The sequence below is a fragment of the Thermaerobacter nagasakiensis genome (assembly GCF_055396825.1).
Genome location: NZ_AP043740.1, coordinates 2,592,198 through 2,605,645, shown reverse-complemented (window position 1 = coordinate 2,605,645; position 13,448 = coordinate 2,592,198). Strand labels below are relative to the sequence as shown.

Annotated in this window: 9 protein-coding genes and 1 pseudogene; 9 read left to right on the top strand and 1 reads right to left on the bottom strand. The window is 71.0% G+C overall.

Annotation, left to right across the window (positions count from 1 at the left end):
* Positions 1-52: 52 nt before the first annotated feature.
* The 8 genes from ACZ5T9_RS11020 to asnB all read left to right on the top strand — a co-directional run bounded on the left by ACZ5T9_RS11020 (position 53) and on the right by asnB (position 11,630).
* Positions 53-1,936 (top strand): NAD+ synthase, encoded by a 1,884-nt coding sequence (locus ACZ5T9_RS11020; RefSeq protein WP_464833124.1) that lies wholly within the window; start codon positions 53-55, stop codon positions 1,934-1,936.
* A gap of 84 nt (positions 1,937-2,020) precedes the next feature.
* A complete protein-coding gene (locus tag ACZ5T9_RS11015; protein WP_464833122.1) occupies positions 2,021-3,229 on the top strand; it encodes a mechanosensitive ion channel family protein in 1,209 nt (402 codons plus the stop codon).
* A gap of 77 nt (positions 3,230-3,306) precedes the next feature.
* Positions 3,307-3,489 (top strand): hypothetical protein, encoded by a 183-nt coding sequence (locus tag ACZ5T9_RS11010; RefSeq protein ID WP_464833121.1) that lies wholly within the window; start codon positions 3,307-3,309, stop codon positions 3,487-3,489.
* A gap of 223 nt (positions 3,490-3,712) precedes the next feature.
* Positions 3,713-5,875, top strand: coding sequence for a penicillin-binding transpeptidase domain-containing protein (locus ACZ5T9_RS11005; protein WP_464833120.1), 2,163 nt, complete (start codon positions 3,713-3,715; stop codon positions 5,873-5,875).
* Positions 5,876-6,061: 186 nt separating this feature from the next.
* On the top strand, positions 6,062-6,445 hold the full coding sequence (locus ACZ5T9_RS11000; RefSeq protein WP_464834445.1) for a MerR family transcriptional regulator: 384 nt from the start codon (positions 6,062-6,064) through the stop codon (positions 6,443-6,445).
* A gap of 60 nt (positions 6,446-6,505) precedes the next feature.
* Entirely contained in the window at positions 6,506-7,831 is a 1,326-nt protein-coding gene (gene glnA / locus ACZ5T9_RS10995) for a type I glutamate--ammonia ligase (RefSeq protein ID WP_464834444.1), read from the top strand.
* A 378-nt stretch (positions 7,832-8,209) separates the two neighbouring features.
* A complete protein-coding gene (locus tag ACZ5T9_RS10990; protein ID WP_464833119.1) occupies positions 8,210-8,833 on the top strand; it encodes an ANTAR domain-containing response regulator in 624 nt (207 codons plus the stop codon).
* A gap of 949 nt (positions 8,834-9,782) precedes the next feature.
* On the top strand, positions 9,783-11,630 hold the full coding sequence (gene asnB / locus ACZ5T9_RS10985) for an asparagine synthase (glutamine-hydrolyzing) (protein WP_464833118.1): 1,848 nt from the start codon (positions 9,783-9,785) through the stop codon (positions 11,628-11,630).
* A gap of 339 nt (positions 11,631-11,969) precedes the next feature.
* Here the strand turns inward: asnB and ACZ5T9_RS10980 are convergent, their stop codons facing one another.
* Positions 11,970-12,536, bottom strand: a complete 567-nt coding sequence (locus ACZ5T9_RS10980; protein ID WP_464833116.1) for a YceI family protein — start codon at positions 12,534-12,536, stop codon at positions 11,970-11,972.
* 438 nt (positions 12,537-12,974) lie between these two features.
* Between ACZ5T9_RS10980 and ACZ5T9_RS10975 the strand changes: the two are divergent.
* A pseudogene (locus ACZ5T9_RS10975) lies at positions 12,975-13,277 on the top strand (winged helix-turn-helix transcriptional regulator); the annotation flags it as partial.
* Positions 13,278-13,448 lie beyond the last annotated feature (171 nt).

Here is a 13,448-nt window from a genome sequence, read left to right as displayed (position 1 = left end):
CTACACTACAGGCGAACTCCTTCCATAGCTTCCACACCGGGGAGGAACCGCCTTGGACCCTGCTGCCGCTCCCTTGCGCATCGCCGTCGCCCAGGTCAACGTCACGGTGGGCGATCTGGAAGGCAACGCCCGCAAGCTGGCCCGGTTCGCGGCCGATGCCGCTCAAACCGGCGCTGACCTGGTGGTCTTCCCCGAGCTGGCCCTGACGGGTTATCCGCCGGAAGATCTGGTCTTCCGGCCGGCCTTCCTCGACGCCACCCGCCACTGGCTGGGGTGGCTGGCCGGGGAGCTGGCCGCGGGGCCCGTGGCCCTGGTGGGGTTTGTCCACAGGGACCGGGACCTCTACAACGCCGCCGCGGTACTCCAGGGCGGGCAGATCAGGGCGGTGGCCTGCAAGCGGTTCTTGCCCAACTACGGGGTATTCGACGAGGAGCGGTACTTCGCCCCCGGCCGGCGAGCCCTGGTGCTGCACCTGCGGGGCGTGGCCCTGGGCGTCAGTATCTGCGAAGACCTCTGGTACCCCCACGGGCCCATCCGGGAGCAGGCCCTGGCCGGCGGGGCGGAGATCCTGCTCAACCTGTCCGCCTCCCCGTACCACATGGGCAAGCCCCGGGAGCGGGAGGGGCTGCTGATCACCCGGGCCACCGACTTGGGTGTGGCCATCGTCTACGCCAACCTGGTGGGCGGCCAGGACGAGCTGGTCTTCGACGGCCACAGCCTGGTGGTCGACGCCGGCGGCCAGGTCGCCGCCCGGGGCCGCCCCTTTGCCGAGGACCTGTTCTTCTGGGACTACGACCCGGCGGTCGCCGCCGTGGCCCGCTGGCACGAGCCCCGTTACCGCCACATGCCGGTGACGCCCGAGGAGGCGGCCCGGGTCGAGCATGTCGACCTGGACGAACCGGCCGCCGGAGGCGGCCCAGGTGGGCGGCTCCCGGGCCCGGTGGCTGGGCCGGGGGTTGCGGTGCCCGGGGTGGCGGGGCCCGGGACGGCTCCGGAGGCGTCGCGGCCACCGCTGCCGCCCCGGCAGGTGGAGGTGCTGGAGGGCGAGGCGGAGGTCTACGCCGCCCTGGTGCTGGCCCTGCGGGATTATTTCGAAAAGAACGGCTTTCGCCGGGCGTGGCTTGGCCTCAGCGGCGGCATCGACTCCGCCCTGGTGGCCTGCCTGGCGGCCGATGCCCTGGGCCCCCAGCAGGTGACGGGCGTGCGCATGCCGTCGCCCTTCACCTCCGCCTCCAGCCTGGACGATGCCGAGGCCGTGGCCCGCAACCTGGGCATCGGCCTTGAGACCATCCCCATCGGCGAGATCTTCGGCGCCTTCCGGCAGGCCCTGGCGCCCCTGTTCGGCGACCGGCCCTTCGACGTGGCGGAGGAGAACCTCCAGGCCCGCATCCGCGGTACCCTGCTCATGGCCCTGGCCAACAAGTTCGGCGGGCTCGTGCTGGCCACTGGCAACAAGAGCGAGCTGGCCACGGGCTACGCCACCCTCTACGGCGACATGGCCGGCGGCTTTGCGCCCCTCAAGGACGTGCCCAAGACCCTGGTCTACCGGCTGGCGGCCTACCGGAACGGCTGGCCCGGGGGCCCGGTGATCCCGCGCTCGGTGCTGGAGAAGGCGCCCACCGCCGAGCTGCGCCCGGGCCAGAAGGATGAGGACAGCCTGCCCCCTTACGCGGTGCTCGACCCGATCCTCGAAGCGTATGTGGAGAGAGACTTGCCCGCCGCCGCGCTGGTGCCCCGGGGGCTCCCTGCCGAAGCGGTGCGCCGGACCGTCCACCTGGTGGCCACCAGCGAGTACAAGCGGCGCCAGGCGGCTCCGGGACCGAAGATCACGGCCCGGGCTTTCGGCCGGGACCGCCGCTATCCCATCACCAGCGGTTACCGGGAAGCTATGCCGGGCGATGGGGGCTCCGGGGGCGAAGGGGCCCCCGCCGGCTGAGGGTTTGCCTGGAAGCGTTCGCCATTCCGGAGTGCCGCCCGCCGGGCGGCGGTTGCGAAGGATGGTATGTGGGGAGGTGGAACCGTGACGGGCGAGATGGATCTCTTGGCCATGGCCGCCGCACCCTTCACCCGCTGGCCCATCCTGGGCAACCCTGTCTGGCGCTGGCTCGTGGCCCTGGGCATCGCCGTGGCGGCGCTGCTTGTGTTGTTGCTGCTGCGCGACCGGCTGGCCGCGCGACTGGCCCACCTGGCCGGCCGGACCGCCAGTGCCTGGGACGACTTCCTGGTCGAGCTGCTGCAGCGCCGCACCGGGTTCCTCACCCTGCTGGCGGTGGCCGTGTGGGCCGGGTCCCAGGCTCTTCTGATCCCCGAGCCCGTCGCCTTCCGCATCCGCCAGATCACCTCCATCGTGTTGATCCTCCAGGTGGCTCTCTGGGCCAACTACGCCATCGGCTTCTTCCTGACCCGGGCCTTCGAGGCCCGCGGTGACGACGAAGAGGTGGCGGCGGCCCTGGCCGGTGCCCAGCTGCTCTCCCGGGTCGGGCTCTGGACCGTGGTCATCCTGGTGGTCCTGCGGCAGCTGGGCATGGACATCACCGCCCTGGTTGCCGGCCTGGGCATCGCCGGCATCGCGGTGGGCCTGGCCCTGCAGAACGTGCTGGGGGATCTCTTTGCTTCCCTCTCCATCGTGCTTGACAAGCCCTTTGTCGTGGGCGATTTCATCGTGGTCGACAACTTTGCCGGCACCGTCCAGCATGTGGGGATCAAAACCACCCGCGTTCGCGCCCTGACCGGCGAGGAGATCGTCTTCAGCAACGCCGACCTGCTCAAGAGCCGCGTGCGCAACATGAAGCGCATGGCCGAGCGGCGGGTGGAGTTTCGCCTCGGTGTGCCCTACGGGACGCCCGTGGAGAAGCTGGAGCGCATTCCCGCCATGGTGCGGGAGATCATCGAATCCCAGCCCCACGTGCGCTTCGACCGCGGCCACTTCAAACAACTGGGCGATTCCGCCCTGGTCTTCGAGTTCGTCTACTTCGTGACGGACCCGGATTACATGCTCTACATGGACACCCAGCACACCATCAACCTGGCCATCTACCGCCGCTTCGGTGAAGAGGGCATCGACTTCGCCTTCCCGACCCAGACGGTCCACGTAGTCGAGGGTACGGAGACTATCCCGGCTGAGGCGGCTCGGGCTGAGGGCCAGGCGCCGGTCGGGGGTGAGGCTCCTATGCAGCGCAAGTTACAGGAGGAGGGCCAGCCTCGCGGGCGGACACAGGCGGAGGGGTAGGTTCCGAACAGGTCCTGGAGAGGTTCCGGGACCGGCTGGCGATTCCCAATTGGGCCGAGCGGCCCCTGGCGACGGCTGTGGCCGCGGGCATGGTACGCGGTGACGGCACCGGACGGCTCAATCCTCACTTGCCCGCGACCCGTGCTGAGACAGCCGTCATGTTGATGCGGTTTCTGCGGGCATGGCTTGATACCGTCCCCGCCGGGCTTCCGGCGGCGGGCGGGAACCAGCGCCCCGGGGGGACCGGTGATGCAACCTGATGGTGTGGTAGCGGCTGGATACGCGGCGCGGCGAACCGTGCGGCGAACCGGCCGGAAGATACTCCGGTCCGGAGGGGGATGGGCGGGGCTGGCCCGTGGTGTCCCGCCTGGCCTGGCCGGCGGGGGTTCCAGCGGCGATGGGCCGGCAGGCGCCCGTCGGAGCCCCCGCCTGCCGTGGGGGCTCCGGTCGCGTGCTGCCGGCGCCGCTGTCCTCGGACTGCTGTTGGCCCTGCTTGTCAGCCTGCTTCTGGCCGGCTGCAGCCGGGCGCCGGGTCCCGACGCCATCCTGCGCCAGTACCTGGACGCCTGGCAGCGGCAGGACTATGCCGCCATGTACGCCCTGCTGGATGCCGCCAGCCGCGAGGCCGTCTCCCAGGACGACTTCGCCGATCGCTATCGCCGCATCGAAGAGGGGATCGAGCGCACAGGTCTATCGGCGGAGGTGCACGTGCCCGACGACTTCCGCCCGGAGGGGGATCAGGTCACCCTGTCCTTCACCGCCCGCTGGGAGACGGCCCTGGCCGGCGCCTTCACCCAGGAGTACCAGACCCAACTGGTGCGGGAGGAAGAGGGCTGGCGCGTCCGCTGGATGCCGGCCCTGATCTTCCCCGACCTCAAGGAAGGTGACAAGGTGCGGGCCCAGAGCCTGCCGGCCCGGCGGGGCAGCCTCGTGGACCGCCAGGGCCGGCCCCTGGCCCTGGACGAACCGGCCCGCACCATCGGCCTGGTCCCCGGCAAGATGGCCCCGGACTCGGCCGAACGGCTGGCCCAGGTGCTCGGCATCTCCACCGTAGCCGTGGAGAAGCAACTGGCGCAGCCCTGGGTCCGGGACGACCTGTTCGTCCCCATCGTGACCTGGCCGGAATCCCGGGCGGAAGCGGCGGAGGGGGACCTGCTGGCCGTCCCCGGCGTCCTCATCAGCTCCAGCCGCGAGACGGCCCGGTGGTACCCCCACGGCGCCCTGGCCGCCCATACCCTGGGCTACACCGGCCCCATCACCGCCGAGGAGCTGACGGACGAGCGGCGGCAGGCCGGGTACGGCACCAACGACCGCATCGGCAAGCAGGGCCTGGAACGGGCGCTGGAGGAAGACCTCCGGGGCCGGCGGGGCGGGCGCATCTGGATCGAGCGGGCGGACGGCAGCGACGGTCCCGAGATCGCCCGCCGCGAGGCCCAGGCCGGACGGGACCTGCAGCTGACCCTGGACCTGGACGTCCAGCGGGCGGTGGAACGGGCCCTGGACGAAACCCTGGGTTCCGCCGGAGCCGGCGCAGGGGGAAGGGGCAGCGGCCAACTGGACGGCCAGGCGGCGGCGGTGGTCCTTGACCCGGCAACGGGGGAGGTGCTGGCCCTGGCCAGCCGGCCCGGGTTCGACCCCAACCGGCTGGCGGACGGCATCACCGCGGAGGAGTGGCAGGAGCTCAGCGACGATCCCCGCTCGCCCCTCTATCACAAGTCCCTGGCCGCCCTGACGCCGGGGTCGACCTTCAAGCCCTTCACCGCGGCCGTGGCCCTGGATGAGGGCGTCATCGCCCCCGACACGGACTTCGGCCCAAGCCCCGAGCAGTGGCAGAAGGACGCCTCGTGGGGTGATTACTACGTCCGCCGCGTGCCCCACCCGTCAGGGCGCGTCGACCTGATCCGCGCCCTGGTGTGGTCCGATAACGTCTACTTCGCCCGGGTCGGCCTCGCCCTGGGGGCAGAGCGCTTCCAGCGGGGCCTGGCGCGCTTCGGGCTGGGCGAGGAGGTGCCCTTCGTCCTGGGCGTGGTGCCGGGCCGGGTGGCCGGCGAGGGCGGGATCCAGGGCGAGATCCAACTGGCCGACAGCGCCTACGGCCAGGGGCAGGTGCAGGTAAGCCCGCTGCAGCTGGCGGCCATGTACACCGCCTTTCTCCACGACGGCGACATCCTGCGGCCGCGCCTCCTGCTGGACGAACCGGCCTCCGGCCAGCCGGCCGGCACGGCGACCGCCCCATCGTCCGGTACGACGCCCGGCCCGCGGGAAGGCACAGCGCCCGGCCCATCGGCCGGTACGACGCCCGGAGGCCGCATCTGGAAGGAAGGGGCGGCGCGCCCGGAGACGGCCCAGGTGATCCGCCAGGCGCTCCGCCAGGTGGTGGCGGACCCCACGGGCACCGCCCACAGCCTGGCGTCCCTCCGGGGCTGGATGGTTTCGGGCAAGACCGGCACTGCCCAGGTGGCCGGTGGCGAAAGCGGTGCCCGCTGGCGGTGGTTTGCCGGGTGGGCGATGCCCGCCGGCGGCGGCGAGCCGCGTTATGTTCTGGTCATTGCCGTACACCAGCTGGGCGCCGCCGAAGAGGCGACGCCGAACCCGGCCGTGGCGGTGGCGGGGCGGTTCTTGGATCGCCTGGCGCCGGCCCGCTGAAACAACCCGTAGGGACGCCGCCGAGCCGAGGGACCATTGACACCGGGCCGTCCGCCTCATATACTGGCACCAGATCATGACGCAGCTGCCACAACGGCGTGGCGGCGATCCAGTGGGCAACGACGCCCCTGCAGGTTCTTCCTGCAGGGGCTTTGTCTTTTGAGGAGGTGAGGGGACGTGTACACCATGGCCGTAGCGGAGCGGCTAACGGGACTGACCCAGCGGCAGATCCGGTACTACGAGGCCCGGGGTCTGATCCGCCTCGCGCGCAGTCCTTCCGGGCAACGCCTGCTGACGGCCAGGGACATCCGGCAGCTGCGTCGCATCCGGTGGCTTTTGCAGCAGGGTCACAACGTCCACACCATGCGGGTCCTGCTGTCCGCTGGGGGCGGAGGAACGTGGCCGCAAAAGGGCGCTCCGGAAGGTGGGGTGCGAGGGGTGCCGCCGGAGGCAGTGCAAGGTACGGCGGCGGGCGCGGCGCCAGGCACGGCCCACGATCCCACGACCCACAGCGCCGCCAGGGACGGGGTTCGCGGCGGGGCAGCGCCACCGACCGTCTCCGGGCGCTGACCACATGCATGGGCGCCAGGCATTGTCCCACCACCGAGAGGAGGAACCAGCGTGAAGAACATGTCCCCCGACGACATTAAGGCCGCCATCCGCGACATGAACATCGGCACCATCAGCCTGCAGTTCACCGACATCCTGGGCACCGTCAAGCACGTGGAGATCCCGGCCAGCCAGATCGACAAGGCCCTGGCCGGCGAGCTAATGTTCGACGGGTCGTCCATCGAGGGGTTCGTCCGCATCGAGGAGTCCGACATGTACCTGCGGCCGGACCCGGCCACCTTCGTCATCCTGCCGTGGAAGACCCGCGAGGGCCGGCGGACCGCCCGCCTGATCTGCGACGTCTACAACCCCGACGGCACCCCCTTCGAGGGCGACCCGCGGTATGTGCTCAAGCGCGTGGTGGCCGAAGCCGCGGAGATGGGCTACGTGATGAATGTGGGCCCCGAGCCCGAGTTCTTCCTCTTTGAACGCGCCTCCGCCGAGCAGGGCCGGACGGTCACCCTGGACCACGCGGGCTACTTCGACCTGGCGCCGGTGGACAAGGGCGAGGAGGTACGGGCGGAGATCGTCCTCACCCTGCAGGAGATGGGCTTCGAGATTGAGGCCGCCCACCACGAGGTGGCGCCTTCCCAGCACGAGATCGACTTTAAGTACGCCGACGCCGTGACCACCGCGGACAACATCGCCACCTTCCGCAGTGTGGTCCGGACCATCGCCCTGCAACACGGCCTGCACGCCACCTTCATGCCGAAGCCTCTGTTCGGCGAGAACGGCTCGGGCATGCACCTGCACCAGTCCCTCTTCCGCGGCGACCAGAACGCCTTCTACGACCCCAACACGCCGGACCGGTTGAGCGACGTCTGCAAGCAGTACATCGCCGGCATCATGGAGCACGCGCGGGCCATCACCGCGGTGACGAACCCCCTGGTCAATTCCTACAAGCGGCTGGTGCCGGGGTACGAGGCGCCGGTATATGTGGCGTGGTCGTATCGCAACCGCAGTCCCATGATCCGGATCCCGGCCAAGCGGGGCCTTAGCACCCGCATCGAGCTGCGCTCGCCCGACCCCGCGTGCAACCCGTACCTGGCGCTGGCGGTGATCCTGAAGGCGGGTCTGGATGGCATCAAGCGGCGCCTGACGCCGCCCGATCCCGTGGAGGGCAACATCTACCACATGTCTGAGGCCGAGCGGGAAGAACTCGGCATCGCCAGCCTGCCGGGCTCGCTGGCCGAGGCGATCCGGGCCCTGGAGCAGGATCCTCTGATCCTGGAGGCCCTGGGCAGCCACGTTGCCTCGCGCTACCTGGAGGCGAAGAAGATCGAGTGGGACGTCTACCGCACCCAGATCTCGCCGTGGGAGCTGCAGGAGTACCTGGCGAAGTATTGATGGGTTAACGGGTTCTCCATACCACTGGTGTCCCTCGCCGGCCACGCCGGTGAGGATGGATCGGTCGCCAGCGCCGGCCGGGACCGTGCTCCCCGTAGCACGGTCCCGGCCGCATTGGTTCCTCCCACCCACGGGAGCCTGTGCCGCGGCTGCGCCGGAGCGGACCGGCGCCGTATGATAGCGGGGAGGCGCGGCGTCCCGGCGCAGCGGGACCCTGCGCCGCCGGGACGGCGGCGACGCGGGCGAGAGAGACGCGGGCCCCCGCCCTGGTGCCACCAGGGCTGGCATGGCGCTCCGGCAGGGCGGCCGGCCCCTTTCGGGGGCGGACGTCCCCGGCCGGGGCGCCGGTGGAGCCGGCAATAGGCGGGGAGGCAAGGGATGAACAAGCCGGAAGTGATCGTGTTCGGCTTCGACTCCGCAGGCCCCGGGGGCCGCTTGCCCGGGGCCCTTCTGGATACGGGGTGGTCCATCCTGGTGCAGGTGGGGTGGCCGTCGGAACAGTGGCTTGCCCGCCGGCAAGCCGACCTGTTCGTGATGCGTCCCGCGGGCATCGAGCGCCCCGCCGAGCGCACCCGGACCCTGGGCCGGGTGACGGGCAGGCCCGTGCTGTGGATGGTGGATCCTGGGGACCCGGAGCCCGAGGGATTGTGGCAGCATCTGGCCTCCGAGGATTGGCCGGTCTGGGCGTTGCTCCCCGCCGACGCCCCCAAGTGGCAGCTGGTGGCCGTCTGCCGGGCGCTGATGGCCGGCGCCGGGCGCCTACAGCAGGCCCGGGAGATGGTGGACGAAGCGATGCGGAAGCTGGAGGACCGGAAGATCATCGAACGGGCCAAGGGCATCCTCATGGACCGGTTCGACCTGGCGGAATCCGAGGCGTACAAGCGGCTGCGCGACACGGCCATGCGCCACCGCAAGCCCTTGCGCGAGATTGCGCAGAGCATCATCGAGTTCACCGCCCTGGACGAGACCGGGTCCCGCCGCTCCGGACGCGGGCGGCGGTAGGGAGAACGCACCGGCCCGCAAGGCCGGTGGCCTTGCGGGCCGGTGCGGGGCCGTGGGGAATGTCCCCTGGATTCAGTCGCCGCCGCCACGGGCGGACGCCGGAGCCGGTGCCATCACGGGTGTGCTCGGCAGGGGCGCCACCTCTTGCGCCGTCGCGGCGGTGGCGACAAACTCGGGATATGGCCTGCATGAAAAAGACGAGAAAGGCGGCCAACAACGTCCACGCCGTGTTGAGGGCAACCGCCACCGCGTCGGTACCGACGGCCTCGGGCATGCCCCTCACTCCCTCCCACGAGCTGTAAGCCGAGCACAGCAGCAGGGACCGCAACAACAAGCAAAGCCCACCCGCAGCGCTACGGCTGCAGGTGGGCTCCCTTGCCCGTGGCGGACGCCGCTGTCCTGTCCCCGGCCTGCCTGCGCGCCCCCCGCTGCCTGCAGGGACGCTGCAGGTCGACCTCACTTCCGAAGCTAGGGTCCTCCTGGCGGGCCGTCAACGATCCCGCCCTGACCCGCCCCTGACCATCCCCTGACGAGAAGATGCCGGTTGGAAGCGCTCGAACGAGCACCGTCGACCGCGACCCTGGCGGGCCGGCCGCCGCCGCGTCCGCCCCTGGACGGGCGAACGCCGCAGGTGCGGTTCAGGACGGACAGGCACGGCCCAGGGGAGCCGGCGTACGATGGCCCAGGCGGCGGGGTGGGCACCTGCCCCGGCCCGCCCACCGAGGGCACGGCCGGCCCTGCCGGGGGAGCCCGGGCCCTGCCGGGGGAACCCGGGCAGCTGCGAAGGCAATTCCAAGCCGAGACAGGGCGCCGGGCCGGGATGCGCGGACCGGCCGGGGTCAAGGGGCGTCCCGGTCGACCGTGGGCCTGACGGTCTGGGGTGCGCGGCGGCGCCGATGGGCAACCGCCCGGCGATGCCACCGCCCCCGCTCGAAGGAGGTCGAAGCCCGTGTGCGGCATCGCGGGATGGATCGACTGGGAACGGGATCTGCGCCAGGAACGGGCCGTACTGGAAACCATGACCGATACCCTCGCGTGCCGCGGCCCTGACGAGCGCGGCCACTGGGTCTCCCGTCACGCGGCCATCGGCCAGCGGCGGCTGATCGTCATCGACCCGGCCGGGGGCGTCCAGCCCATGGTGCGGGAGCGGGGCGGCGGCCCCGTGGTCCTGACGTACAACGGCGAGCTCTACAACACGGCGGAATTGCGCCGGGAGCTGGAGTCCCTGGGCTACACCTTCACCACCCGCTCCGACACGGAGGTGGTGCTGGCCGCCTACCTGGCCTGGGGAGAGCAGGCCCCCCGGCGCTTCAACGGCATCTTTGCCTTCGCCGTCTGGGACGAACCGGCCCAGCGCCTCGTCCTGGCCCGGGACCAGTTCGGCATCAAGCCGCTGTTCTACCGGGAGCAGGGCACCGGCCTGATCTTTGCCTCCGAACTCAAGGGCTTGCTGGCCCACCCCGCCGTGGAGCCGGTGGTCGATGCCGAAGGGCTGGCCGAGATCTTCGCCGTCGGGCCCGCCCGGACCCCGGGGCACGGCATCTTCCGCGGGGTGCGGGAGGTCCTGCCCGGCCACTATGTGATCTTCGACCGGCGCGGCCTGCGCCAGGGCCGTTACTGGCAGCTGGAGAGCCGGCCCCACACCGACGGCCTTGCGGAGACGGTGGCGACGGTGCGCGACCTGCTGGCCGACGCCGTCCGGCGCCAGCTGGTCTCCGACGTTCCCCTGGGCTCGCTGCTGTCGGGCGGCCTCGATTCCAGCGCCGTCACCGCCCTGGCCGTCCGCGCCCTGGCCGGGGTCGGGCAGGCCGACCCCCTGCGGACCTTCTCCGTCGATTACGAGGGCAACGACCGGTTCTTCCAGCCCAACGACTTCCAGCCCGAGGCCGACGCCCCCTACGTCGACCTGATGGCCCGCACCCTGGGCACCCGGCACCGGGTGGTGCGGCTGTCGACCGCGGCCCTGGTGGAGGCCTTGCCTGCGGCCATGACGGCCCGCGACCTGCCCGGCATGGCCGACATCGACGCCTCGCTGCTGCTCTTCTGCCAGGAGATCAAGCGCGACGTCACCGTCGCCCTCTCGGGGGAGTGCGCCGACGAGGTGTTCTGCGGGTATCCCTGGTTCTACCGCCAGGACGCGCTGGAGGCCGGGACCTTCCCCTGGTCCCTGAAGGTGAACGCCCGCCTGCAGGTGCTGAACCCGGAGCTGCGGACCCGGCTCCGCCCCGAGGAGTACCTGGCCGAACGGTACCGGGAGGCCCTGGCGGAGGTGCCGCGCCTGGAGGGGGAAGAACCGGCCGCCGCCCGCCGCCGGGAGATCGCCTACCTGACCCTCACCCGCTGGATGCCGGTGCTGCTCGACCGCAACGACCGGATGAGCATGGCCGTGGGCCTGGAGGTGCGGGTACCCTTCTGCGATCCCCGCCTGGTGGAGTACGTTTGGAACGTGCCTTGGGAACTCAAGACGATGAGTGGCCGCGAGAAGGGGCTGCTGCGACACGCCCTGGAGGGGATCCTGCCGCCGGAGGTGCTCTGGCGCAAGAAGAGCCCGTACCCCAAGACCTTCAACCCCGCCTACCTGGCGGCCATGCAGGCCTGGATGCGCTCCGTCCTGGACGATTCTGCCTCGCCCCTGCGGCCGCTGATCGATGAGGCGGCGGTGCGGCAGCTGGTGGAGGCGGAAGGGGAGTTCGACATCCCCTGGTTCGGCCAGCTGATGCGCCGGCCGCAGATGCTGGCCTACCTGGCCCAGGTGGACCTGTGGCTCCGCAAGTACAAGGTCCGGATCGAGGTCTGAGCGCGGGGCGGTGGCCATGCGGCTGCCACGGCGGTGGTGTGAGGGCGGGTCGGACGGCCGTGGCGGGCAGAGGACTCCTTCTCAGGCGGCCGGACGGGCTACAACGGCCGGGTCGATCCTGGCGGCCGGATCGACCGCAGCGGCGCGGCCGGCAGGAGCGACGGCGTGCGGCCCGGTAGGCAGGGCGAACATGGACCCCGGAGCGCGAAGGGGAAGGACGGCGGGAGAGGCTCAAGGCGCGAGGGATGACGATAGGGCGGCCCGGGATGTCCCGGGTCGCCCTATCGTGGTTCGGGTTCCGGTTCGACTTCCGCTTGGTGCTCCTCTTGGGCTGCGACCTCAGCCCTGGTTCGCGCCCTGCTGGACCAGCTCGACGTCCACCGACACGCGGACCTCGTCGCCCACCAGGACGCCGCCCGACTCCAGCAGCATGTTCCACTGCAGGCCGAAGTCCTTGCGGTTGACCTTGGTCTCGGCGTGGAAGGCCACCCGCTGGTTGCCCCACGGGTCCTTGCCGCCGCCTTCGTAGGTCAGGTCCCAGGTGACCTCCTTGGTCACGCCGCGGATGGAGAGGTCGCCCGTGACCTTGTAGCGGTTCTCGCCGGTCTTCTCGATGCGGGTGCTGCGGAACTCGATATGCGGATAGTTGGCCACGTCGAAGAAGTCCGCCGAACGCAGGTGCTCGTCCCGCTGGGGCTCGCGGGTGTCCACGGTGGAGGCGTCGATGCGCACCTCCAGCCGGGCGCCCTGGCTCAGGTCGTTGATGTCCGGCGCGTCGAGGTAGCCCTCGATCTTGCCGAAGTGCCCCTTCACCGTGGAGATCATCATGTGCCGGACGGCGAACTCCACGGTGCTGTGGGAAGCGTCGATGGTCCACCGCGTGGCGGTGGCTGCAGCTTCGGCCACGATCCCGACCTCCTGTCGTCCCTGGGCCGGGTTCGTCCGCAAGGGATAGTAACGAACCGGACGGCCCATTACTTATTTTAATGAAGCAACTCTATCCTATAGTGTCGCTTCCCAGGTCGTCAATGGGAGTGCTACGATGGAGATGGCCGTGACACCGGTCATCCCTGTTTCCCGGCGCCACCGGGTCGCCCAGGATGATGCCGGTCCCCCGGCAGGTCCCGGGGCAGCCTACCGGCAGGGGCCGGCCCTTATCGGCGTCCGCTACCGGGTGGTCCGGTGCAGGGTGGCCTGGAGGGCGTCCTGCGCCGCCCCCGGGGCAAGCCGCCGGCCGGACGGATCCGGAAGACCGGGCGGATCCGGAAGAGGTGCCGCGCGCCCGCCAGGCCAGCGAGGCCATCGTGCGCGAGGCGGCCCAGCGAAAGGAGGTGGCCACCGCCCGTGGATCCCGTCAAAGTGTGCCCGCGCTACGAGCAGGCCGTGCAGATCCTGGGCAAGAAGTGGACGGGCCTGATCCTGCGCATCCTCCTCAACGGGAAGAAGCGCTTCTGCGACTTCAAGGCCAGCCTGCCCGAGATGAGCGACCGCATGCTCTCGGAGCGGCTCAAGGAACTGGAGGAAGCCGGGATCGTCGCCCGCCACGTGCGGGACACGCGGCCCGTGCTGATCGAGTACGAGCTGACCGAGAAGGGGCGGGCCTTGGAGCCGGTGGTGGCCGCGATCCAGGCCTGGGCCGACCGGTGGTGCGACGGGGTGACCGCCGAACCCGCTGACGTACAGACGGGTGAGGGGGGTGGTGGCGACGGCGGCGGCGGGGACGGGGACGCCGCTCCCGCCGGGCACGGACAGGCCGGTCCGGACCCCGGCCGCGGTGGCGGCTCCGGCTCCGAGTGAAGGCGGCGGCATGAAGGGCTA

Bases quoted from the DNA above. Each gene is read 5' to 3' on its own strand.
- ACZ5T9_RS11000 (WP_464834445.1), top strand. From the start codon at position 6,062: ATGGCCGTAGCGGAGCGGCTAACGGGACTGACCCAGCGGCAGATCCGG.
- glnA (WP_464834444.1), top strand. From the start codon at position 6,506: ATGTCCCCCGACGACATTAAGGCCGCCATCCGCGACATGAACATCGGC.
- ACZ5T9_RS10990 (WP_464833119.1), top strand. From the start codon at position 8,210: ATGAACAAGCCGGAAGTGATCGTGTTCGGCTTCGACTCCGCAGGCCCC.